Origin of the sequence: Rhizobium sp. SRDI969 (assembly GCF_025152725.1) — a bacterium.
Classification (GTDB): domain Bacteria; phylum Pseudomonadota; class Alphaproteobacteria; order Rhizobiales; family Rhizobiaceae; genus Rhizobium; species Rhizobium leguminosarum_I.
The window spans coordinates 186,036-209,587 of record NZ_CP104039.1 but is presented as its reverse complement, the minus strand read 5'-3'; the positions used below and the strand labels follow the sequence as shown (position 1 = coordinate 209,587).

The 23,552-nt window shown below is 61.5% G+C and carries 22 protein-coding genes; 6 read left to right on the top strand and 16 right to left on the bottom strand.

What is annotated here, in order from left to right; all coding sequences use genetic code 11:
- Window positions 1-26 precede the first annotated feature (26 nt).
- Window positions 27-1,841 carry a chloride channel protein gene (locus N2A41_RS32675; protein WP_260112037.1) on the bottom strand — a complete coding sequence of 605 codons (1,815 nt, stop codon included), beginning with the start codon at window positions 1,839-1,841 and terminating at the stop codon, window positions 27-29.
- Between the two features lie 201 nt (window positions 1,842-2,042).
- On the opposite strand from N2A41_RS32675, the gene N2A41_RS32670 reads away from it, so the two are divergent.
- Entirely contained in the window at window positions 2,043-2,477 is a 435-nt protein-coding gene (locus N2A41_RS32670; protein ID WP_260112177.1) for a MarR family winged helix-turn-helix transcriptional regulator, read from the top strand.
- Window positions 2,478-2,512: 35 nt separating this feature from the next.
- On the opposite strand, the gene N2A41_RS32665 is transcribed toward N2A41_RS32670, so the two are convergent.
- The 5 genes from N2A41_RS32665 to N2A41_RS32645 form a co-directional block, all read right to left on the bottom strand.
- Window positions 2,513-3,421, bottom strand: a complete 909-nt coding sequence (locus N2A41_RS32665) for a homocysteine S-methyltransferase family protein (RefSeq protein WP_260112036.1) — start codon at window positions 3,419-3,421, stop codon at window positions 2,513-2,515.
- Between the two features lie 121 nt (window positions 3,422-3,542).
- Window positions 3,543-4,232, bottom strand: a complete 690-nt coding sequence (locus N2A41_RS32660; protein ID WP_260112035.1) for an ABC transporter permease — start codon at window positions 4,230-4,232, stop codon at window positions 3,543-3,545.
- A gap of 12 nt (window positions 4,233-4,244) precedes the next feature.
- Window positions 4,245-4,970, bottom strand: coding sequence for an ABC transporter permease (locus N2A41_RS32655; RefSeq protein WP_162117611.1), 726 nt, complete (start codon window positions 4,968-4,970; stop codon window positions 4,245-4,247).
- A 12-nt stretch (window positions 4,971-4,982) separates the two neighbouring features.
- Window positions 4,983-5,756, bottom strand: a complete 774-nt coding sequence (locus N2A41_RS32650; RefSeq protein WP_018070682.1) for a transporter substrate-binding domain-containing protein — start codon at window positions 5,754-5,756, stop codon at window positions 4,983-4,985.
- A gap of 39 nt (window positions 5,757-5,795) precedes the next feature.
- Window positions 5,796-6,575: an ABC transporter ATP-binding protein gene (locus tag N2A41_RS32645; RefSeq protein WP_017968692.1), complete on the bottom strand. Its 780-nt coding sequence runs from the start codon at window positions 6,573-6,575 to the stop codon at window positions 5,796-5,798.
- A 163-nt stretch (window positions 6,576-6,738) separates the two neighbouring features.
- On the opposite strand from N2A41_RS32645, the gene N2A41_RS32640 reads away from it, so the two are divergent.
- The 5 genes from N2A41_RS32640 to mctP all read left to right on the top strand — a co-directional run bounded on the left by N2A41_RS32640 (window position 6,739) and on the right by mctP (window position 11,285).
- Window positions 6,739-7,203, top strand: coding sequence for an Lrp/AsnC family transcriptional regulator (locus tag N2A41_RS32640; protein ID WP_003555489.1), 465 nt, complete (start codon window positions 6,739-6,741; stop codon window positions 7,201-7,203).
- 120 nt (window positions 7,204-7,323) lie between these two features.
- Window positions 7,324-8,709, top strand: coding sequence for a sensor histidine kinase MctS (gene mctS / locus N2A41_RS32635; protein ID WP_260112034.1), 1,386 nt, complete (start codon window positions 7,324-7,326; stop codon window positions 8,707-8,709).
- Complete coding sequence (mctR, locus tag N2A41_RS32630) at window positions 8,706-9,350, top strand: two-component system response regulator MctR (protein WP_017968690.1); 645 nt, start codon at window positions 8,706-8,708, stop codon at window positions 9,348-9,350. The genes mctS and mctR overlap by 4 nt, the downstream gene beginning before the upstream one ends.
- 272 nt (window positions 9,351-9,622) lie before the next feature.
- On the top strand, window positions 9,623-9,820 hold the full coding sequence (locus N2A41_RS32625; protein WP_130689074.1) for a DUF3311 domain-containing protein: 198 nt from the start codon (window positions 9,623-9,625) through the stop codon (window positions 9,818-9,820).
- Window positions 9,810-11,285: a sodium:solute symporter family monocarboxylate transporter gene (gene mctP, locus N2A41_RS32620; protein ID WP_260112033.1), complete on the top strand. Its 1,476-nt coding sequence runs from the start codon at window positions 9,810-9,812 to the stop codon at window positions 11,283-11,285. Before N2A41_RS32625 ends, mctP begins: the two co-directional genes overlap by 11 nt.
- Before the next feature lie 90 nt (window positions 11,286-11,375).
- On the opposite strand, the gene N2A41_RS32615 is transcribed toward mctP, so the two are convergent.
- The 10 genes from N2A41_RS32615 to N2A41_RS32570 all read right to left on the bottom strand — a co-directional run bounded on the left by N2A41_RS32615 (window position 11,376) and on the right by N2A41_RS32570 (window position 23,522).
- Complete coding sequence (locus N2A41_RS32615; protein ID WP_260112032.1) at window positions 11,376-13,337, bottom strand: HAMP domain-containing methyl-accepting chemotaxis protein; 1,962 nt, start codon at window positions 13,335-13,337, stop codon at window positions 11,376-11,378.
- A 503-nt stretch (window positions 13,338-13,840) separates the two neighbouring features.
- Window positions 13,841-14,911, bottom strand: coding sequence for an LLM class flavin-dependent oxidoreductase (locus tag N2A41_RS32610; RefSeq protein ID WP_260112031.1), 1,071 nt, complete (start codon window positions 14,909-14,911; stop codon window positions 13,841-13,843).
- A gap of 60 nt (window positions 14,912-14,971) precedes the next feature.
- Window positions 14,972-16,342, bottom strand: a complete 1,371-nt coding sequence (locus N2A41_RS32605) for an LLM class flavin-dependent oxidoreductase (RefSeq protein ID WP_260112030.1) — start codon at window positions 16,340-16,342, stop codon at window positions 14,972-14,974.
- A gap of 38 nt (window positions 16,343-16,380) precedes the next feature.
- On the bottom strand, window positions 16,381-17,130 hold the full coding sequence (locus N2A41_RS32600; RefSeq protein WP_260112029.1) for an ABC transporter ATP-binding protein: 750 nt from the start codon (window positions 17,128-17,130) through the stop codon (window positions 16,381-16,383).
- Complete coding sequence (locus tag N2A41_RS32595) at window positions 17,106-17,996, bottom strand: ABC transporter permease (protein ID WP_260112028.1); 891 nt, start codon at window positions 17,994-17,996, stop codon at window positions 17,106-17,108. Before N2A41_RS32595 ends, N2A41_RS32600 begins: the two co-directional genes overlap by 25 nt.
- A gap of 34 nt (window positions 17,997-18,030) precedes the next feature.
- Window positions 18,031-19,056 carry an ABC transporter substrate-binding protein gene (locus tag N2A41_RS32590; RefSeq protein WP_260112027.1) on the bottom strand — a complete coding sequence of 342 codons (1,026 nt, stop codon included), beginning with the start codon at window positions 19,054-19,056 and terminating at the stop codon, window positions 18,031-18,033.
- A gap of 326 nt (window positions 19,057-19,382) precedes the next feature.
- Window positions 19,383-19,721, bottom strand: coding sequence for a hypothetical protein (locus N2A41_RS32585; RefSeq protein WP_222287821.1), 339 nt, complete (start codon window positions 19,719-19,721; stop codon window positions 19,383-19,385).
- A 96-nt stretch (window positions 19,722-19,817) separates the two neighbouring features.
- Window positions 19,818-20,915 (bottom strand): ABC transporter substrate-binding protein, encoded by a 1,098-nt coding sequence (locus N2A41_RS32580; protein WP_222280596.1) that lies wholly within the window; start codon window positions 20,913-20,915, stop codon window positions 19,818-19,820.
- Between the two features lie 51 nt (window positions 20,916-20,966).
- A complete protein-coding gene (locus tag N2A41_RS32575; RefSeq protein ID WP_260112026.1) occupies window positions 20,967-22,007 on the bottom strand; it encodes an ABC transporter permease in 1,041 nt (346 codons plus the stop codon).
- Window positions 22,008-22,025: 18 nt separating this feature from the next.
- Window positions 22,026-23,522, bottom strand: a complete 1,497-nt coding sequence (locus N2A41_RS32570) for a sugar ABC transporter ATP-binding protein (RefSeq protein WP_260112025.1) — start codon at window positions 23,520-23,522, stop codon at window positions 22,026-22,028.
- Between the last annotated feature and the right edge of the window lie 30 nt (window positions 23,523-23,552).

The window sequence follows — 23,552 nt, the reverse complement described above, 5'->3', positions numbered from 1 at the left end:
GCGATGCGGAGGACGCCCGCGGGCCGCTACAGCGACTTGCTCTTCGAGCCGGCGGTAAGATAGGGCCGCCGATCCAGTTCGGCCGACCTGTAGGAACTGCGCAGCCGCAGCAAATCCTTGCGGGCGATCAGGCCGCATAATTTCCCGGACGCCGGATCGACGATCGGAATGCGTCCGTCGCCGGTGGACAGCATCAGGTCGGCGATGAATGCGACCGTATCGTCAGGATGCCCCACCGGAACGGAACCGTCCGTCACGTTTTCCGCAAGCGTCTGACTGGCGAGGTCCGGATTGCCCTGCCAGAGCAAAGCGTCGGCTCTGGATACGACGCCGGACAGCCTGCCTGCTGCGTCGACCACCGGATAGATCCGGTGCGTTTTCTGCTGCGAGGCAAAGAAGTCGCACGCCTCCCCCACCGTCATGGCGACGGGAAGCGTGTCGACATCGCTGATCATGATCTCCCTTGCGCGCGCCAGTTCGAACGGATCGACGCCATATTCGCGGGTGATGTGCTGACCGCGGCGGGCGATCTTCTCGGTGAGGATCGAGCGGCGCAGCAGAAGGACGGTGACGGCATAGGCCACCACGGTTGCGGCAAGCAGCGGAACGAGGGTGCTGACGTCGCCGGTGATTTCCATCGCAAAGAAGGTGCCCGTCAGCGGCGCACGCATGGTTCCACCCATCATCGCCGCCATTCCGAGCAGCGCCCAGAAGCCGGGGTCATTGCCCGGCATGACCAAGCCGACCAGCCATCCGAGAGCCCCGCCGAAAATCAGAAGCGGCGCGAGCACGCCACCGGAGGTGCCCGACGACAGGGCAAAGAGCCAGATGATGGTCTTCACCAGCAGGATCGACATGACCGCCGGGGCGAGCAGCCGATTGTTGAGCAAGCCATCGATGATGTCGTAGCCGACGCCCATTGCCCGCGGTTCGATCAGGCCGCCGAGACCGATGACGAGACCGCCAAGTGCCGGCCACCACATCCAGTGGATCGGCAAGGCTTCGAACAGGTCCTCGATCCGGTAGAGCAGCGTCGTCAGCAATCCCGATTGCAGGCCGGAGAAGATGCCCATCGCCGCGCAGGCGAAAATACCCCACCAGGGCAAGGCCACCTGGAAGTGGGTCGGGAACAGCGGGCCTACGCCGAACAGCAGCGGGCGCCAGCAGATCGACACGCAGGCGGCAACGGCAACGGGAATGAAGCTGCGCGGCTTCCATTCGAACAGCAGCAGTTCGACCGCCAGCATGACCGCGGCGATCGGCGAACCGAAGATGGCCGTCATGCCTGCGGCGGCGCCGGCAACGAGCAGCGTCTTCCGCTCGGCGGCACTCATGTGAAAGAATTGCGCGAAAAGCGATCCGATCGCACCGCCCGTCATGATGATCGGCCCCTCGGCGCCGAACGGGCCGCCGGTTCCGATGGAGATTGCCGACGACAGCGGCTTGAGGACCGCGACCTTCGGCGACATCCGGCTACCGCCGATCAGAATGGCCTCGATCGCCTCAGGAATGCCGTGGCCGCGGATCTTCTCCGACCCGAAACGGGCCATCAATCCGATGGCAAGTCCACCCAGTGGCGGAACCAGCACCACCCACAGCGAGCGCGGCACCGCAGCCAGAGAGGCGGGCTGGATGCCGATCTCCCCGAACCAGATGACATTCGTCACCAGCGCGATCAGGCTGACGAGACACCAGGCTGCAAACGCGCCTGACGTGCCGACAATGATGGACATGCCGACCAGGATGAGGACCCGCCTGTCGGTGGTGAAATCGCCGGCCTCGCGCCGGGAAAGACCGCCGGTGAAATCGTGCGGCCGGTTGTTTGGTGGATGCTGCGCCATGGAAGCCTCTGCTACGCCGGAATGGAAACGCTTGAGGCGGGTCAATATATCGTGATGCGATATAAATCAACGGGCGAAAGCATGAAGGCGAAAATGTTCGATGAAGATGCCTCACTTGACCGGCTGGCGACTGCCCATCTATTCGATGATGGCGGCATGGCCTGCCGATCCTGGCAGCCGTTGCGGCAGAGGAGAAGTGCTTTGAAGAAGACCGCGCCGCCGCTGAGGCAAGAGGATTACGAAGCTCTCGCCGACCTCCGATTTGCGCTTCGCCAGTTCATGGACTTCAGCGCCTCGGCCGCCCAGTCGGAGGGATTGCCCGTACAGCAGCATCAGGCCCTTTTGGCGATCAAGGGACAACGCGGCGGCGCCATGACCATCGGCATGCTGGCCGAGCGGCTGATCATCGCGCCGCATACGGCGACCGAGCTTGTCGGGCGGCTGTCGGATGCCGGATTGGTCGAACGCCATGCCGATCCGGCCGACAGGCGCCGCCAGACCATTCTCCTGACGGACAAGGCGGATGCGCTTCTGACGAGACTGAGCGCCGTCCACCTTTCGGAAATCAGGGAGATGGCCCCGAAGTTGATCGAGCTTCTGCTCGAACTCCAGAAGACGGCGTCAAACACCAAATGACAATTGCGACATAGCCGATCTCCTGACGTGCCGCTTTAATCCAAAAGCGTCTTCTTCAGGCGATGGATATGGGCAGCGCCGATGCCGCAGCAGCCGCCGATGATCGTCGCGCCGGCCTCGGCCCAGGAGCAGGCATAGCGCGAATAGGCATCGTCGTTCAGATCGTTTCGGGTCTCATGCAGGCCTTCATTGGCGGCTGCCTCGCCTGTTTCCCCTTCGAAGGCATTGGCATAGACGCCGATTTCGATGGAAGCGTCCATTGTCCTGAACACGCCCGCCGCCGTCTCCACCGCCGCCTGCATGACCTCGGGCTTGCTGCAATTGAACAGGAGGGCTTCGGCGCCCGATGAAACCGCCCAGGATGCCGCCTCCTCGACCCTTTCCTCGGAGCGAAGCTTCGGTTCGCCGCCCCTTATGGCTGCCTCGTCGTCCGCCAATGTGAACGAAATCCAGAACGGCTTGTCCGACGTCGCCACCGCCTTGCGAACAGCCTCTGCCTCGGCAATCAGGCTCAACGTCTCGCCGAGCCATATATCGACGAAGGGAGATAGGTTTTCGACAAGCACCTTGAGATAATCCTGCACCCTCGAAGGCTGAAAATTCTCAGGCTCATATGAGCCGAAGATCGGCGGCAGCGAGCCAGCGACCAGCACCTTGCGATCCGTGGCGGCATCGGCCGCTTCGCGCGCCAGGCGACCGGCGAGACGGATCAGCGCCGCGCCCTCCTTCCAGAACCGGTCCTCGCCGATGTGAAAGGGTACGAGCGCATAGCTGTTTGTCGTGATGACCTCAGAGCCGGCGGCGATGAATTCCTGATGTACTCTACGGACGATATCCGGCGCGTTGATCAGCGCCAATGCCGACCATTCCGGTTGTTTCAGTTCGGCGCCCAGCCGCAACAGTTCGCGGCTCATGCCGCCATCGAGAATTCGTGTCGTGCTCATCAAGAGGTCTCCATTCAGGCTGTCGCGCCGTCAGCGGCGCCGGGCTTTTCATAACAAAGTGGGCGGGGTGCACGTGGTTCGTGCGCCAGGGAATTCATGGGCCAGTCGCTTTTCCGTCGGCCTAGCGGCGAACCGGCACCTGCGCTTCGAGCCCTCGAAAGACGCGGGCGGTCACCGCGGTCAGCGCGAGATAGAAGAGGGTGACGACCAGCAGCGGTTCATAGACGAGCAGCGTGTCCTGGCGAACCTTGTTTGCCACGGCGTAAAGATCCATCACCGTCACCGTAAAGGCGAGCGGCGTCGCCTTGAGCTGCATGACGATCTCTCCTGCAATCGTCGGCAGGGCGATGCGAATGGCGCGAGGCAACCAGATGCGGCGGGTCAGCATCCAGGGCGACAGGCCGAAGGCCCGGCCCGCTTCGAGCTCGCCCTTGGGAACGGCAAGCAGCGCGCCGCGCAACACCTCGGCCTCATAGGCTGCATAGTTCAGGGTAAAACTGACGGCGGCGAAGAAGAAGCCCTCGCGCAGGATCGGCCAGAACAGGCTCTGGCGGATGCCGGGGACCATGGGCAGCAGCGAGCCAACCCCATAATAGAGAAGCCACAGCTGTATCAGCAGTGGCGTGCCGCGAAAGAAGGTGCAGTAGCTGCGCGCCAGGAGCCGCGTCAGCCTGCCGCCGCTGACCTGCGCGAAGGCGAGGCCTATGGCGATGATGAAGCCGAACACCACGGAGATCACCAGCAGGCAAACGGTCTGCCAGGCGCCTGTCAGAAGCAGCGGCCAATAGGAAGAGATCCAGGTGAAACTCATGGGGCGCTTTCTTCAGGCAAGGCGCGGCTGTCCCCGCCGTACCCGTCCCTCGATCAGTTTGAAGACGACGTTGGAAACAAGCGTGATGGCGAGATAGAGAAGGGCCGAAGCAAGGAAAAAGACGAAGTAATGCTTGGTGCTTGCCCCGGCAAGACGGGTGGCGAGCGCCAGTTCCTGGTAGCCGACGACGGCGACCAGCGCGCTGTCCTTGGTGACCGACATCCACAGATTGGCAAGGCCCGGCAGCGCGTTTGGCAGAAGCGCCGGCAGCAGGACACGGCGGAACCTCCGCACCGGCCCCATGCCGAAGGCTTTGGCGGCCTCGATCTGGCCGACGGGAATGGCGAGGATCGCACCGCGCAGCACCTCCGTCATGTAGGCACCCTGGACGAAGCCCAGCACGGCGACGGCTGCGACAAAGCCGTTCACATTGACCGGCGGCAGCTCCAACGCGGCGAGCAGCCGGTTGAGGCCATCGGTGCCGGCATAATAGAGCCCGACGATCAGGATCAACTCGGGAACGGCGCGGATCAGCGTGGTATAGAGATCGAGCAGCAGGCGCAGCATGCGGTTACCAGAGAGCTTTCCCAGCGCGCCGCCGGTGCCAAGCAGCAAGCCGATCGCAAAAGCGCAAGCCGAGATGGCGACCGTGGAGACCGCACCTGCCAAAAGGACGCCGCCCCATCCCGGAGGATAGGGAGACAGCAGGTCCAGAATACCTTGTTGCGCAGTCGCCATCGTTCCGGCTGCTTACTTTGCGCCGTAGATGTCGAAATCGAAGTATTTCTTGTTGATAGTATCATACTGGCCACTGGCACGGACGGCAGCGATCGCCGTGTTCAGCTTGGCCTTCAGCTCAGTGTCTTCCTTGCGCAGGCCGCCCGAAACGCCAGCGCCGAGAATCTCCTTGTCGTCGGCAACGTCGCCCATCTTGGCGCAGCAATCCTTGCCGCCATCGCTTTTGAGGAAAGCATCAAGCGCCAGTGAATCGCCGAAGACATAGTCGATACGGCCGGAGGCGAGGTCCTGAAACGCCTCATCGAGCGTCTGGTAGGTCTTTTCCTCGGCAGCGGCGGCGAAATACTTCTTGTAATATTCCGACTGGATCGTCGACACCTGGATGCCGATGGTCTTGCCTTTCACGTCCTCGGCAGTGGCGCCCGGCTTCTGGTCCTTGGGGCCGATCAAGGTGCTCGGCGTGTTATAATATTTGTCGGTGAAGTCGATCACCTTCGAGCGTTCCGCGGTGTTCGACATCGACGACCAGATCACGTCGAACTTCTTGCTCTGAAGAGCCGGAATGAGACCATCCCAGGAAATTTCGACGATCGAGCATTTCTCCTTCATCTCCTCGCACACAGCGTTCATCAGGTCGATCTCCCATCCCTGCCATTGGCCGGAGGCGTCCTTGGCGAAGAAGGGCGGATAGGATTCGTTCATGACACCGAAGCGGACTTCGGCCTGTGCGGTGACGGCGGAAAGCACGAGTGCCGCGCCGGCAAAAAGCGTGGGGAGCAGTTTCATTCGCAGGATTCTCCTGGTTTGTGTTGTCGATGATGCGCATCAGTGGGCGCTGAGGCCGGTGAACTCCCGGCAGCGGGCGCTGACCGGCGCCCCGAATATCTGCTCCGGCGGGCCTTCTTCCTCGATCCGTCCCTGATGGAGGAACAGGACACGGCTGGATACATCGCGGGCGAAGCGCATTTCATGCGTGACGATCAGCATGGTCCGGCCTTCTTCCGCGAGATCGCGGATGACCTTCAGGACCTCGCCGACCAGCTCCGGATCGAGCGCCGATGTCGGTTCGTCGAACAGCATGACAGCAGGGTCGACGCAGAGGGCTCTCGCAATCGCCGCGCGTTGCTGCTGGCCGCCGGAGAGGAAAGCGGGGTAGGCGTCGCGTTTATCGAAGAGCCCGACCTTGTGGAGCAGGGCCTCCGCCTTTTCGATGGCCTCGCGCCGTGAAATGCCCATGACGTGCACCGGCGCCTCGATGACGTTTTCCAGCACCGTCCGATGAGCCCAGAGATTGAAACTCTGGAAGACCATCCCCAGTCCGGTCCGTATCCGTTCGATCTGCCGCCAACTGCGCGGCTGCAGCCGGCCGCCCCGCCCCATCTTCAGCGCGATCTCCTCGCCGTTCACCGCGATGCGGCCGCGATCCGGCGTTTCCAGGAAATTGATGCATCTGAGAAAAGTGCTCTTGCCGGAGCCCGACGAGCCGATGATAGAAATCACATCGGACTTCTCGGCCTGCGTCGAGATACCCTTGAGAACCTGTTGCGAGCCGAAGCTTTTATGGAGATCTTCGACGCGAAGAGCAGGAAAGGGTTGATCTGGCATGCATGGTTCCGGCTGAGTTGAGCTTGCGAAGGATAATGATGAATTAACGCGGTTTTTTCCCGCAGTTTTCATCTATTCTGCATATTTTAGGCAAAATAATCTTCTTCATGCGGCAAGTACGGCAGAATGCGCGAATTGCTGCGGCGAGAACTAGGATTTGACAATGGAACAGCTCGATCGTTTTGACCGTGACATTCTCGATATCGTTCAGCGCGACTGCCAGCTGAAAGCCGAAACGATTGCCGAACGGATCGGACTGTCGGTGTCGGCCGTGCAGAGGCGGTTGAAGCGGCTGCGCGAGGAAGGGATCATCAAGGCGGAGGTCGCCGTCGTCGACCGCAAGGCGACGGGCACAGCGATGGTGTTCATCGTCGGGATGGAGATCGAGCGGGACAATTACGACGCGCTGGCGAAGTTCCGCCTCTGGGCGGAAAAGCAGGATCATATTCAGCAGGTCTATTATGTCACCGGTGCGGTCGATCTGATCGCGATCGTCACCGCCCGCGACGTCGAGCATTATGACGATATCGCCGCCCTGATCATGGCTGACAATCCGCAGATCCGCCGCATGCACACGAATGTCGTGCTGCGGGACGTCAAGCTCGGCCTGTTCGTGCCGCTGGACTAGCGCGGAGGCGATGCCCCGCCGGCATTGCTTCCCGCGCGACAGATGGGCAGCGACAAGCCGCTGGACTCGCATTTGACAAAGGGCATAATTCCCGGCGCAAATTCTCGGGAGGAATGATCGTTGACGTTACGACACCAGATCATCGCATTGGCGATCGTTCCGCTCGTCATTTCGATCCTTGCGATCACCACCTTCATCACCTGGCAATCGGCAAACCTTGCCAAGAACAGCATCGACACGTTCGAGCAGAACATGCTGAAGACCAAGGAAGCCGAGATCCTCAATCTGACCAACCTTGCCCTGTCCGCCATCCAGACGATCTATGACAATGCCGGTGCCGACAACGAAGCCGCCAAGCAACAGGTGGCGGCGATCCTGACTTCGCTCGACTACGGCAAGGACGGATATTTCTTCGTCTACGATTACGACGGCAACAACATCGTCCATCCGCGCCAGAGCTTCCGACATGGGCACAATTGGCTCGACCTCACCGATCCGGATGGCGACAAGGTCATTGCCGAGCTGATCGCCACGGCAAGAGCAGGCGGGGGCCTGCATCAGTACAAATGGCAGAAACCATCGACCGGACAGATCGCCGACAAGCTCTCCTTCGTTGTCAGCCTCGACAAATGGCACTGGGTCGTCGGCACCGGCGTTTATCTGGATGACGTCTTTGCCCAAAGTGCCACCGCCAACGCGGTTATGCGCGCCAACATAAAACGGACCTTTGTCATCGTCGCGCTGATCGCCGTGCCTTCGGTGCTTGTCGTTTTCACCACCTGCATGCTGCTGACGTTCCATGAGCGCCGCATGGCCGACAGCCGGCTCAAGCAGCTGACACAGCGGGTCATCGATACGCAGGAAGAAGAGCGCGCGCGGCTTGCCCGCGAGTTGCACGACGGCATTTCCCAAAATCTCGTCGGCGTGCGTTATGCGATGGACCTTGCCGGCCGCAAGGTCAGGACCAATGTCGACGATGCGGCTGTCACCATCGACCGCGGTGTCGAGGCGCTGAACGGCGCCATCAAGGAAATCAGGCGGCTGTCGCACGATCTGCGCCCGCGTGTGCTCGACGACCTCGGCCTGACGGCGGCGCTGGAGGCACTCTGCTATCATTTTGCCGAGCGGACGGGGATCGAGACGAAGATCGACGCTTCGAACTTCACCGACACGCTGAAGGCCGAAGCCAATACCGCACTTTATCGTGTCGCCCAGGAAGCGTTCAACAATGTCGAACGCCACTCGGGCGCCTCCAAGCTTGCGGTCAAGCTCTGGAGCGACGGCGGTCGGGCTCGCATGACGATCACCGACAACGGTACCGGCTTCGACGGCATTAAAGACGGGGTCTCCGGCAGATCAGGTCTCGGCCTGCGCAATATGCAGGAGCGGATGGCCCACTTCCGCGGCCTGCTGTTAATCAACAGTAGCGAGGCCGGCACGACGCTGACGGCGATGCTGCCGAAATCGGCCAATCTCCCCGCCGGCAAGCAGGCAGAAGCCGCATGACGGAACGCCCGAAAATCAGGGTGCTCTTGATCGACAACCATCCGCTGGTGCTGGATGGGTTGAAGGCCGTGCTCGAAACATTCGACCATATCGAAGTCGCCGGCACGGCGGGGCTCGCGCAAGCGGGGCTGGAGATCGGCCGGCAAGTTCTGCCGCAGGTCGTGCTGATGGACATCAACATGCCGAAGCTGAGCGGCATCGATGCGATCGAATTGTTCAGGAACGAACTTCCCCAGGCGCGGGTGGTGATGCTCTCCATGCATGACAGCCGCGAGTATATTTCCTCTTCGGTCATGCACGGCGCTGCCGGTTACATCCTGAAGGACGTTTCGACCGACGAGATCGTCTCGGCCATCGAGACCGTGGCGGGCGGGGGGACATATTTCTCCTCCGGCGTCTTCGACGCGCTGATGGGCGAACGCGCGGAGGAGGGAACCGATCCCCTGACGCCGCGCGAACGCGACATTCTCGGGCTGATCGTTGCCGGCAGAAGCAACAAGGAGATCGCCGAAACGCTCGGGATCACCTCCGCCACCGCGGAAACCCATCGCAAGAACCTCAAGAAGAAGCTCGGTATCGCCACTACAGCGGGCCTCATCCGCTATGCGCTCGATCACGGCATCGTCTCGAAAGTCGGATAAATTGCATCTACCCACTTCTGGGTAGGCCCCGGCATTTCAGCGCCGCCTCGATCTTGCGAGCTTAAAACCGGCGCCATAGGACTCCATCCACGGCTGGCCAAGTGCGAGCCGTTGGGAGGAATTCACATGCGTTATATCAGCTTCCGATCGGTCGGAAAACCTCGAGCGACCCAAGCTGGGCCTGCTGCGGCCGCCGGCTGACAGACCTGCCTTCCACGCCGACAACTGGAACATGGCGACCGCCGCCCGCGGCGCCTGAAAGGTATTCCGACATGGAAAAACCACGTAGCAAGGCAGCGCTCTGGCTGCTTGTCATTCCCTACATAGGTCTGCTCTGGCCGCCATTTTACAATGTCCGCGAGCCGTCTCTTTTCGGCTTTCCCTTCTTCTATTGGTATCAGCTTCTCTGGGTGCCGATCACCGCGACGTTGACCTGGATCGCCTATCGGAGCACCCGCCATGACGACTGACATCAACGGCACGGCGCTTGCCGTCTTCATCTTCTTTTTCGTTTTGGTCACGGTCATGGGCTTCGTCGCCAGCCGTTGGCGTAAGCCCGAGACACTGGCCCATATCGATGAATGGGGTCTCGGCGGACGCAACTTCGGCACCTGGATCACCTGGTTCCTCGTCGGCGGCGATTTCTATACCGCCTACACCGTGATCGCCGTCCCGGCGCTGGTCTATACCGTGGGAGCCTACGGCTTCTTTGCGCTGCCCTACACCATCGTCGTTTATCCCTTCGTCTTCATGGTCATGCCTGTGCTGTGGAAACGCGCCAAGGATTTCGGCTATGTGACGGCTGGCGACGTCGTCCACGGTCAATACGGATCGCGCGGTCTCGAACTCGCCGTCGCGGCAACAGGCGTCATCGCCACCATGCCCTATATCGCCCTCCAGCTCGTCGGCATGACGGCGGTGCTGAAGGCGCTCGGGCTGCATGGCGAGTTGCCGCTGGCGATCGCCTTTATCGTGCTGGCGCTCTACACCTACTCCGCCGGCCTGCGCGCGCCGGCGCTGATCGCCTTCGTCAAGGATATTATGATCTATATCGTCGTGATCGCGGCCGTCGCACTGATCCCATCGAAACTCGGCGGTTACGCCAACGTCTTTGCCTCGGCCGATGCGGCTTTCCAGGCCAAGGGTTCCGGCAACCTGCTGCTCGGTGGCAACCAGTATGTCGCCTATGCCACGCTCGCCTTGGGTTCGGCGCTCGCGGCCTTCATGTATCCGCATACGCTGACCGGCATCTTTGCCTCCAACAGCGGCAAGACGATCCGTAAGAATGCGATCATGCTGCCCGCCTATACGCTGCTGCTCGGCCTTCTGGCGCTGCTCGGCTATATGGGGCATGCCGCCAACCTGAAGCTCGACAGCGCCAATGACGTCGTTCCGACGCTGTTCAAGACGCTGTTTTCGGGCTGGTTCTCCGGCTTCGCCTTTGCGGCGATCGCCATCGGCGCACTGGTGCCGGCAGCGGTAATGAGCATCGGCGCCGCCAATCTCTTCACCCGCAATTTCTGGAAAGCCTATGTCGATCCTGACGTCAGCGATGCGGGCGAGGCGAAGGTTGCAAAGATCACCTCGCTCGTCGTGAAGATCGGTGCGCTTCTCGTCATCATCTTCCTGCCGACGCAATTCGCACTCGACCTGCAGCTGCTCGGCGGCATCTGGATCCTGCAGACGCTTCCGGCCCTGGTCTTCGGCCTCTATACCAACTGGTTCCGTGCACCCGGCCTGCTTGCCGGCTGGTTCGTCGGCTTCTGCGGCGGTACTTTCCTCGTCTGGGATGCCGGCTGGAAGCCTCTGCATCTGATTAGCCTCGGAGGCGAACCCTTCACCGTCTATACCGGACTGCTGGCGCTTGCAGCCAACATCGCCGTTGCGGTTGTTGTCAGTGCCCTGCTTCCGGTCAAGACTCCGGCTCGGGCATAAGATTCAAATGCGAAGGGCAGCAAACGCTGCCCTTCGCAAAATTATGCCGCTTTGGCGTTCCAGCATAGGCTGGAGGGAAATCAGGGCGACTTAAAATTCTTCCCAATCGCCGGCCAATGCTGCATTCCCGTTCGTCTGGAACGACTTACCTACCTTGGCAATCATCTGGCGGGCAGGCGAGGGCGCCGGTTGAGAACGGGGCGCCGCGGCAACGGGCTGCGAGGCGCGCTTTGGTGCCACTACTCCACCAATGTTGAACTGGCCCAGCAGCTGAAACAGCGCATCGGCTTCCTTGGCGAGCTTGTGGGCCGCCGCTGTGGCTTCTTCCACCATGGCGGCGTTCTGCTGCGTCCCCTGATCCATCTTGTTGACGGCGGTATTGATCTCTTTCAGCCCCGTCGCCTGCTCTTGCGAAGCGCCGACGATGGCCCCCACATTGCCGTCGACCTGCTGTACCTGCTCGGCAATCTCTTTCAGCGCCCTTCCGGTCTCGCCAACCAAGGCCACGCCGCTTTTGACGTGGCCGTTCGAAGCGTTGATAAGTTCCTTGATTTCTTTTGCCGCCTTGGCGGAGCGTTGCGCCAGCTCGCGCACTTCCTGAGCGACGACGGCAAAGCCCTTACCTGCCTCGCCGGCACGGGCGGCTTCGACGCCGGCATTGAGCGCCAGCAGGTTGGTCTGGAACGCGATTTCATCGATGACGCCGATGATGCTGCCGATTTCGGTGGCGGAGGATTCGATCTTGCCCATGGCATCGACCGCATCCCGAACGACACTGCCCGACCGCTCGGCACTATCCTTCGTCTTGCGGACGAGCTGGCCGGCTTCCTGAGCCTTGTTGCTCGAGTCGGCAACGGTGGTCGTAATCTCTTCCAAGGCAGCGGCGGTTTCCTCGACCGAGGCTGCCTGCTGTTCGGTCCGCCTGGCGAGATCGTCCGAGGAGGAGCGGATCTCCTGTGCACCGGCGGCGATGGCGCTGGCGTTCTGGGCAACCTTCTGCATGGCGGCACGAAGCTTTTCGACCGCAGAATTGAAGTCGGCTCTCAGTTTTTCCAGAGACGGAATGAACGGAGTGCCAATCTGCTGTGTGAGGTCGCCGTCAGCCAGCGCCTGCAGCGCATCGCCAAGCTGGCCGACAGCCTTGTCCGTCTGCTCGGCGAGGGTGCGGCGTTCATCTGCATCCTGCTCGAGCCGATGCCGCTCCGACACAGCTCTCTTCGCCTCGGCGTCAGCTTCCCGTTCGGCCTTTGCTGAAATTGCGTCGCGCAGCCCTGCCACCGCCCGTGCAAGCTTGCCGATCTCGTCGCCCCGCGCTTCGAGGCGGCGATCACCGTTAAGATTGCCGTCCGCCATCGCTTTCAGCGAAAGCTGAAGTTTTGCCAGCGGGCCGACGATCGTGCGTGCGGTCACGGCGGCGGCAACCAGTGAAAGAACAGCCGCAATGCCAAGCGCGGTCAGCGCCAATGGCTTGAAGCCGCTTGCCGTGCTGCGAACCTCGCCACCAATCGATTTGTTCAGCGCTTCCTGATAGTCGATGAATTTGTTGATGGCGCCAAGCCAGGCAACGAAGGCCGGCCGAGCCTGTTCGAGCAGGATCTTGCGAGCGGCCTCGCCGTCGCCCTTCTCCTGCTGCGCAATGATCTGGGCGACCAGAGGATTGGTCTTCGCCTGGATGTCTGCAATCTCACCGAGAATGGTCTTTTCCTGTTCCGTCGCACCGGCCGGAGATGCAACCATATCCGCCATGCGCTTTTCATTCTCGGCGTAGGAGGCGGCCAGCTTTTCGATCAATGCCTCGGCGGTCTTCCGCTCATCGGCAGACGTCACCAGAGTGACGTCGCGGATGGCGATCGCCCGATCGTGCACGCTGCCGCGATAGTTGATGGCAAACCGCTGCTTCACGCTGTTGACGTCGTTGATGGTGCCAAGCTTATCGTTGATCTGCGCAACTTTTTCCGTCGAATAGATGGTCAAGCCGACCATCAGCAAAAGGAGAACGCTGAAGCCAAGCGCCAAGCGCGCCACAACTCCGAAACTCACGATATTCTTCATATGCACTCTCTCCTCGCGGTGAGGTTTGTTGGAAGGATGTCTCGACAGCCAGGATTGCTTGTCATATCTCATTCAAATGCAGAGCCTCGGTGTCTCCGAGTGCATCCGACAGGCACCTCGGTGCCCGGAATTGCGCTTGAGATACGGGACATCCGTCAAAGCAATAAAAGCCGATTTCGTACGAAATTCGGGTGCCTGACCCGCCCTCATGGCGAAGGTGACTGTCCTCAAGAACGTCGCCCCGATATCTAAAAAATTAGAGTAATATATTTTAGAGAGTGTAAACGGAGCCAGCGGAGCAGGGCTATAGCGCTCTATTTGGATAGCATTTGCGCCTTTCGGATGGACAATTTGACGAGCGCTCTCCCGGTGGTTGCGAAATCTTCAACCTCCCCCCGCACAGCAAGGCTCTGCGGCTTGCCCGCGAACTGCGCGACGCTCTGAACGGTCTCGGCAATCGGCATGAATTGCAGCTGCGGTGCCGGAGCGCGGCTTCTCTGGCTTCAGCCGCGCAGCAGCGGAAGAAGCTGATCGCCCTGCCGCTTGATCTCGGAGAGATAGGGCGTGTCGGACAGCACGAAATGGGTGATGCCGAGATCCTGATATTTGCGCAGCGAGCGGGCGACGTCTTCCGCCGACCCGACCAGCCAGGTGGTGCCGGCGCCGCCGCCGCCGAACTTGCCCGGCGCGGTATAGAGGTTGTCGTCGAGGACGTCGCCGCGCTCATGCAGATCGAGCAGCCGCTGCTGGCCGACGGCCTGCGCGCGTTGGTGATCATGCCAGCCCGCACCCTTGCTTCTGGCCATCTCGGCGACCTTCGCCTCGGCGTCGGTCCAGGCCTGTTCGGTGGTGTCGCGGACCAGCGTCGTTATCCGCAGGCCGAATTCCAGCGGCGGGAGGTCGCGGTCCAGTTCCCGGCTCAACGCCTTGAGCCGCGCGATCCGTTCGCGGACACCGTCGATCGGTTCACCCCAGAAAAGCTGGACATCGGCCTCCGTGGCGGCCACCCGCTCTGCCGCCTCCGAAGCACCGCCAAAATAGAATTTGGGGTGCCAACGGTCGCCGCGGACCTGGATGTGCGGCACCACGGTGGAGTCAGCGACCCGGAAGTGCTCGCCCCCGAATGTGACGTTGTCTTCGGTCCACAATCTGCGGACCAGCCGCATGAACTCCTTGGTCCTGGCATAACGGTGTGCCTGATCTCCCTCGCTGTCGCCGTAGGCAGCCAGGTTGTCCTTGCCCGACACGATGTTGATCCGCACGCGGCCGCCGGTCAGATGGTCCAGCGTCGCCGCCGCGGAAGCGAAGTTCGCCGGTCGCCAATAGCCTGGGCGGATCGCAATGAGCGGCTCGAAAGTGGTGGTCCGGGCGGCGAGCGAGGCCGCGACGGTAAACGTGTCGGGGCGGCCCCAACCGGTGCCGATGAGCGCCCCCTTCCAGCCATGTTCCTCCAACGCCCTTGCGTGGCTGGTCAGCGTATCCAGGCTGTTGTGGTTCTCGACGGCGGAATCGCCGCGATGACCGGCTTTGATGTCGTTCGGAATATACCAGAGAAATTCGGAATCATTGCTCATGCGATGCTGCAGTTCTGTGTGATTGGAACAAGGAAACCGGGGGAAATCCCCCCCGGGAAATTATACTGCCGCCTGCACCTGCTGCCCTGCCCGAACCACAAAGCCATTCGGCGGGCGTTGGAGGCCAAGATTCTCCCGCAGCGTCGTGCCTTCGTATTCGTGCCGGAACAGGCCGCGCTTGCGCAGGATCGGGACGACCTGATCGACGAAATCGGTCAAGGCGGTGGGCAGGATCGGCGGCATGATGTTGAAGGCGTCGGCGGCACCGTTTTCGAACCAGCTCTGCATCGCATCGGCGATCTGCTCGGGTGTTCCCACAACCGTTCGATGGCCGCGAGCGGTGGCGACCGCCAGATAGAATTGGCGTAGCGTCAAATTGTTGCGTGATACCAGGTCGGAAACCAGCTTGAGGCGGCTCTTGTTGAGTTCGGTATTATCAGGCAGGGGAGGGGCGGGATCATCCAGCGAGTAGCCGGAAAGATCGACGCCCTTGTAGTGGCGGGCAAGGATATTCCAGGCGATGGAGGGATGAACCAGCGATTGGATATGGTCGTAATTCGCCTGGGCTTCCGCTTCCGTCCCGCCGAGAACTGGGAATATGCCGGGACTGATCAACAGTTCGTCCGGCCGGCGTCCGTAGCGGGCGAGCCGCCCTTTGACGTCGGAATAGAATTCCTGCGCATCCTCGAAGGTCTGGTTGGCGGTGAAGATCATTTCGGCCGTGCGGGCGGCAAGTTCGCGACCCGGTTCCGATGCGCCGGCCTGCACGATGACAGGATAGCCCTGCAGCGGACGGCCGACGTTGAGCGGACCGGCCACCGAGAAGAATTTGCCCTTGTGATCGACGAGATGCACCTTATCGGGATCGAGATAGACCCCGCTTTCCTTGTCGCGGATAAAGGCATCGTCTTCATAGGAATCCCACAAGCCCTTCACAAGATCGACGAATTCCTCGGCCCGCTCGTAGCGATCGGCATGGGCGGGATGGCCTGATATCGAAAAATTCTTCGAAACATCCGCGCCTGTCGTGACGACGTTCCATGCCGCACGACCCTTGGAAATATAGTCGAGCGACGCAAATCTGCGGGCGAGGAGGTAGGGGTCCTCATAGGTCGTCGATGCCGTGGCGACGAAGCCGATATGTTTGGTCACCTGCGAGAGGGCGGCCCAAAGTGTCAGCGGCTCGAAATGAGCGCCCTGGGCGGTGCGGCGAAACGCTTCCGGGTCCTTGGCGCGGTCCCATCCCGCCGGACTGTCGGCGACGAAGACGAGATCGAATTTGCCGCGTTCGGCGATCTGGGCGAGCTCGCGGTAGTGATCGATATTGAGACCGGCATCAGCCTGCGCCTCGGGATGGCGCCAGGCGGCGATATGATGGCCGGTCGCCATGATGAATGCGCCAAGCCGCATTTGCCTTTTCGATGTGCTCATTGGCTTATCCCTAAGATCAAATTGAACTGTTGCTGATGTCAGGCGGCCTTGCGGCCCGGAAGCTCGACCCCGAGCCGGCTTAGGAGGTGGATGCGAAATTGCGCAAAGCGCGGATCGCCGTGATCGCGCGGCGTCGGCAGATCGATCCTGAGATCCTCGATGAGGCGGCCTTCATCGAGAACCAGTATGCGGTCAGCCAGCGAAATCGCCTCATCGACGTCGTGGGTGACGAGCAGCACGGCAGGACGGTGTCTGGCGCACAACTCCCGCAGCAGATCGTGCATTTTCAGCCGGGTCAGCGCGTCGAGCGCGCCGAACGGCTCATCGGCGAGAAGCAGGGCCGGTTCGCGCACCAGCGAACGGGCAAGAGCGACCCTCTGCTGCTCGCCACCCGAAAGCTGGTTCGGCCACGCCGTTTCCCGGCCTGCAAGTCCTACCTCCGCCAAAGCCTTCCGTCCGGCTTCCTGGCCGGAGACGCCGGTCAAGCCGAGCGTGACGTTCTGGATGACGGTGCGCCAGGGCAGCAGGCGGGCGTCCTGGAAAACCACCGAAAGGCTCTCCGGCGTCTCGAGGGTGCCGGTTCCCTCGACACCGTGATCCAGACCGGCAAGAGCCCTGAGGAACGTACTTTTGCCGGAGCCGCTGCGGCCAAGCAGGGCAACGAATTCGCCTTCATCGATATCGAGATCGACGCCGTCGAGGATCGTCTTCATCGCAAACCGCCGTGCGAGATCTCGCACGTGGACGGCTTTGTTTGCGGGGTTCAGTTTGCCAGGGTGCGGCGCCATGAGAGGGCCCTCCGTTCAAGCAGGCGGACGAGACCGTCCGAGACGAGACCCAGCAGCACATAGACCACCAGGCCGACGAGAATGACCTCGGTCTGCCCGTAATTTCGGGCAAGATCGATCATGTAACCGAGCCCGCTAGTGGCGTTGATCTGCTCGACCACGACGAGAGAAACCCAGCAGAGGGTGACGGCAAACCGCAGACCCAGAAGGAAACCCGGCAAGGCACCAGGCAGCACGACCTGAAGGATGAAGTCCTTCTGGCTCATCCGCAGGGTTTCGGCCAGTTCGAGATAGCGGCTGTCGATGCTGCGGAGCGCGTTGTGGGTGTGGATGTAAATCGGCACGATCACGGCAAGCGCGATGGTCGTAACCTTCATGCTCTCGCCGATGCCGAACCACAGAATCAGCAAGGGGATCAGGGCCAGCGTCGGTATCGAGCGCTTGATCTGGACCGGCCCGTCGATCAGGGCTTCGCCGATCCGGGAAAGGCCGGCGATCACCGCTAGGACCGTACCGATCAGCAAACCGATGCTAAGGCCGAGCAGGGCGCGTGTCGCCGATGTCACGAAGTTATCCTGCAGGCGACCCTGCTCAATGAGCCTTACGAAAGCCTCAGCCACCGTCCACGGCGCCGACAGGATCCGCGGGTCGATCCATCCGAGCGCCGAGCCAACGACCCAGGTCAAGACGAGCAATGCCGGCCCGATCTGCAATCCGAAAGGGATCGCCGGTCCGGGGCCTAACCTGCGCCGGGCTCGGGGACCAGTGGAGCCAGCCGGTTTTACGAGGCGAGAACCTGCCCTCACAATTCGACCGCCGGACGACCGCGACAGTTTCGCCTCATCTGCATCCCAAGTGGTTGCCATGCTTCAAATCTCCTCTCCGAAGGGGTGTCGAGCGTTACTGGCTCTTGGCCAAAGCCGCAGCGCCGAGCTTCTCGAAGCGATTGTCGAAAATCTGCTCCACATTGAGGGGCTTGTAGCCGAGCTCGTCTGCCAGCAGGTCGATGGTTTCCTGGTGACGCTTCTTCACTTCGCTCCAATCGGCGGGAACGATCTGTTCGCCGGTCAGCTTGACGAGATATTCCCCGTCCTCCTGGCTGAGGCCCTGCTGACCGACGTAATATTCCTTGATCCAGAGGTCCGGGTTGCGGTTCATCCATTCGGTGGCGCGTGCCCACAGACCGACATATTCGGCGAGAGCTGCCGCCTTGGCGGGATCGTCCAGAACCCATTGCGGCGCATAGAGATGGCTCGGATCGTCGCGCAGGCCATGCTCCACGAGGGTGGCGCCATCAGGTCCGTATTGGGTGATGTAGCGCCTGATGTAGACGCCGCCGAGCGGCGCGATATCGACCTGCTTGCTCGCCAATGCCTTCGGGTAGACGTCACTGGTGCTCGGCAGTTCCACCAGGGTGACGTCACCGCTCTTCAGGCCTGCCGCGTGCAGCGCGCGTAGAACAAGCGTGCCCTGGGCCTGACCCGGGCTGAAGGCGATGCGCTTGCCGCGGAAGTCCGTGAGCGTCCTGACGGCCGCGCCTGGCGCGATGCCGAAGCGGTAGATGGGATTGGCGATCGGGTTACGGCGTTCGCGATAGGCGATGTTGCGGACGGGCAGATTGTTCCAGTTGGCGAAGATCGAAGGGATCTCGGCCACCGATCCGACATCGAGCGCATGGGCGCGGAAAGCTTCCGACGTCTGCGGGCCGCCGCTGATATTGGCCCATTTGACCTCGAAACTGAGCTCCTTGCCGAGGCCGGACACTTCGAGCGCTTTCTGCGTGACCGGATCGCCAATTGTCAGCACCGTGCCCGACGGCACCTTTGGAAGCAGGGGAGCGTCTGCCTCGGCTGCCGCCGGACCGTGAATGGCACTGAGACCAAGCAGACTGAACAACGCAATTTTGAATGTCTTTGCCAATGTCATCGTCGATCTTCCCGTTTCGGATTGCTGATTGCAGGAGCGATGCACGGTTAGATGGAATATAATATACTAAATCGATAGACTATTTAGTTTAATGAAAGTGGCGCTGAGGGAAAATTGTCCTCAAAAGTCGGGCAAGCGGAACGATCGCATCCGGCGCGTCGGCACGAGGGTCGATGTATCCAGGCGTGAAAAAAGCGCCTGGGACGTTCGTCCACGGGCGCTTTACGGGGCCTTGTTTAACCCTGCTCTTGATAAAGGCTTGGCAGCAAACCGCAGTGACCGCCCTTCAGACGCCAAGTCGTCGCGGACGTCGGCATCGCCTTGTGTCAGGCGCTATGCGGAGCGTATTCGTTGGCCGCGAATACGTGATGGTGCACCTTGCCGGTAAAGAGCTGCAGGAGTTCGCCGGTGACTTCGCGGCTCTGCGACCGCACGTCGGAGAGAAGTGCCGCGTTCACTGCATCCATGTCGGGATAGCGAATGGCGAGCGCCATGGCATAGATCGGGGCGCCTTCGTCGCGCTCCATCCCGTCCAGCACCCGGATTTCCTCGGCGCCTGGAAATTTCGTCCAGAGAGGGACGAGCCGCTGCCGCACGAATTCGCGGAATTCCCCTTCTTTACCGGGATGGATTTCGCCTTCAAACAAAGCATAACGAATGATCATAGGTTCTCTTTTCCAAAACTCGCCGGAGCTGGATCGATGTTGGAGTGTTGTCGTGAGATCGGGGCGTATCGATCGATACGCCCCGATCGGAAAGGGTTATTTGCCCCAGATTTTCTTGTATTGATCGCGATAGCCGTTGTCGGGATCGAAGCTGTTCTTCGGTCCACCGTCAAACTCGACGTTCTCACTGGTCACCACATGGAGCGGCGACACGTAGCCGGACCATGGAGCTTTCGCAAAGGCGCGGTTCAATTCGTCGACGAGCTGCCAGCCCTGGAGGTTGAGCGGCTCGGCGACCGTGACGGCCTGGAATTGCTTGGCGCGGATACGCTGATAGGCGCTCTCCGAACCGTCGCCGGCTGCGACGTTCACCGGTTTTCCGTCGCCGGCAATGCCGGCCGAGGCGAGCGAAGGTCCCATGAAGTCGTAATAGAGGTCGTTGATCGCCAGCGAATGCGTCCACTTCGCGCCATACTTCTGCAGAAGCGATGTGGTCAGCTGCGGCATGCGCTGAGAGGTTTCGGCGATCGGCGTGTCGACATATTCGAGCACGGTGCCACCGAGATCCTCGATCTCCTTCTTCATGCGATCGGCCTTGGCAATCGCGATCGCATAGGTGGAATCGGTAAAGATGATGACGCCCGGCTTGCCGCCGGCATCGGCAAAGGCCCAGTCCGCCGCCGACTTCGACACTTCCATCGCATCGGTGGTCACGTTTGCGAAGACACCGACGTCGGGAACCGGACCGACCGCCGAGGCAGCGTGCCAGGAAACCATCGGAATGCCGGCAGCCTTGGCTGCTTCCATCGCGGGCTTCTGCTCGACTGCGTCAAAGCCGTTGATGATGATGCCATCCGGCTTCAGCGCCATGGCCTGGCCGAACGCCGCGGTGCGCCCGCCGATCGAACCGGCGCCGTCAAGCGCCTTCACCGTCCAGCCGAGCGCGCCTGCAGCCTCCTGAACGCCATTGACCACGCCGAGGATGCCGCCGTTCTTCATATCGGCGGCCAGAATGACGATGTTCTTTCCGGCAGCGCCCTTGGGGCCGCTCGTCGGGCCATCCCAGGCGCTCACCTTCGAAGCATATTTTTCGACCACGGCCTTGGCGTCAGCCATTGAATCGGCCAATGCCGGCATGCTCAGCATAACGGCGACGGTTGCGACCGTTGCCTGCAATAATGTTCTGCGCTTCATGTTCACTCCTCCATTTTGTTTGTTATGAAATGCCGGGATGAGCCGGCATCCTCATTTGGATGCGGGTGTGATCCTCCTCACAGCTCCGCGCTTGCGCTGGGCGTAACCTGCTATGCCGATGGCAATCAGCAGGGTCACGCCGTTGAACAGCGGTTCGACGAAGAACGACCCGCCGAATTGCTGAATTCCTGATATTCCGACCGCCAGGATGATGACGCCGATCAAGGTGCCCCAGACGTTCACCCGTCCCGGCTTGATCGTCGTCGATCCGAGGAACGCGCCGACAAGCGCCGGCAGGAGATATTCGAGGCCGACGCTCGCCTGGCCGATGCGCAGCTTCGAGGCGAGCAGGACCCCGGTCAGAGCCGCGAGCAGCCCCGAGGTGACGAATGCGCCGATCACGAATTTGCGGACCGGAATGCCATTGAGGGCTGCCGCCTTCGGATTGGCGCCGATGGCGTAGAGATAGCGGCCGATCGGCAGGTATTCGAGCACGATCCACATGCAGATGGCGATCAGGAGCACGTAGAAGCCGGTGATCGGAAGGCCGAACAGCATGGTGCCGTTCAGCGCATAGAATCCCTCCGGCAGGACGCCGACCACCTGTCGCCCGCCGGTGTGCCAGAGCGCAAGCGCATAGAGGACCGTTCCGGTGCCGAGCGTCGCAATGAAACTGTCGATTTTCGCGACCTCGACCAGCAGGCCGTTGATGAAGCCGGTCAGAACACCGATCGCGAGCACGATGACGACCGCAACCGGCCAGGGCAGGCCGTAGGCCGTCTGCAGGCTGATGGCGAGAATGTGCCAAAGTACGATTCCATAGCCGACGGTCAGATCGATGCGGCCCGATGCCATCGGGATCATCGCAGCCAGCGACAGAAGCGCGATGATGGCCTTGTCGGACACGATCGAGCGGACATTCAACAGGGTCGGGAAAGTATCGGGCAGAAGGATCGAGAAGATCACGATCAGACCGACGGTCAGGATCACCAACCCGTAGACCGGGATCAGGCGTCCGATTTTCTGTCCCGTGGACAGACCGGCCATTTCGCTCTTAGTCGGCTCCAGCGCCGTGGATTCAATGGATTGCATGGCTGTTCTCCCGATGGCTCAAGCGGCTTCCGATGCGGATGCGGCCGTGATGACCGCCTCCGTCGTCAGAGCGCTTCCAGTCAGTTCGCTGACGATTTTGCCGCGCGAGAAAACCAGCGCGCGGTGGCAGATATGGGCGATTTCCTCGAAGTCCGTCGACACCACCACAACCGCGAGACCGGCCTCGAGCGCCTGGGTGATCAGACGGTAGATCTCCGCACGCGCTCCGATATCGACGCCGGCGGTCGGATCTTCTGCGACCAGCAGCTTGCGGCCGGTCGCCAGCCAGCGGCCGACGACGACTTTCTGCTGATTGCCGCCCGACAAGGCCTCCACCGGCAGATCCGGGTCGTTTGGCCGCAGGCCGACGGAATGACCGATCTTATGGGCAAGATCGGCTTCGCCGCGCGGCGACAGGAAGGACAAAAGCCCACGTCCGACGGCTCCCGGATTGAGGTAGGTATTTTCCCGAATGGACAGCGACAGCGCCACGGATTCCTCCGTCCGGTCACGGGCGATCAATCCGATGCCCGACGCCATGGCCCGCCGCGGGCTGGAAAGGTCGGGGGCCTCGTCATGCAGCAGAACCGAGCCGTGGAAGGGCTCGCAACCGAACAGCGCGCGGCCGATCCGTTCCTGACCGGCGCCGCGCAATCCAGCCAGGCCCAGAAGCTCGCCCTCGCGGATATGGAACGATATCGGGCTCGTGCCGGCGCAAACGAGATCACGAACCTTGACGATCGCCTTGCCGGGCGTAATCGCCGTCTTGGAAAAGAGGCTGTCGCCGCTGCGACCGATAATCATCGTCACCAGCTCATCGGGGGTGGTCTCGCTGACGGGTTTCTGTCCCACCATGCATCCGTCGCGCAGAACGGCGACCCGATCAGCAATCCGGAAAATCTCGTCCAGCCTGTGGGAGACGTAGATCATCCCGACGCCGCGATCCTTCAACGGACGGATTGCATTGAACAGCCGATCGACTTCATCGGCGGGAAGGCTCGCCGTCGGCTCGTCGAGCACCAGCACGTCGGCTTCGACGGCAAGTGCACGGGCGATGGCGACAAGCGACTTTTCGGTGCGCGACAATGCCGACACCCGCGTCGTGGGGTCAAAGTCGCAACCGACCAGTTTCAAGGCTTCGTTGGCGCGCGCCTGCGTCCTGTTCCAATCGATGAGGCCGCGATGCATCGAGAAGCCCTGCGACAGGCCCATGTTCTCGCCGACCGTCATCCACTCGATCAAACCGAGATCCTGGTGGATGAAGGCAACCGGCTGCCGCTCGTTCGGCTTCGGGGGACGATGATGGTAGCTCTGGCCGCGAAACAGGATGTCGCCGGTATCGGGCTTGTAGATGCCCGCAAGCGTCTTGATGAGCGTCGATTTGCCGGCGCCGTTTTCCCCCAGCAGCGCCAGAATTTCCCCCTCGCGCAGATCGATCGAGACGTCCCGCAGCGCCTGCGTGCCGCCGAAGCTCTTGGTGATCGACTGGAACTCCAGCAGTCTCTTGGCTTCCACTGTGGCTCCTCCCAAAGCTGCGGTTGTTAT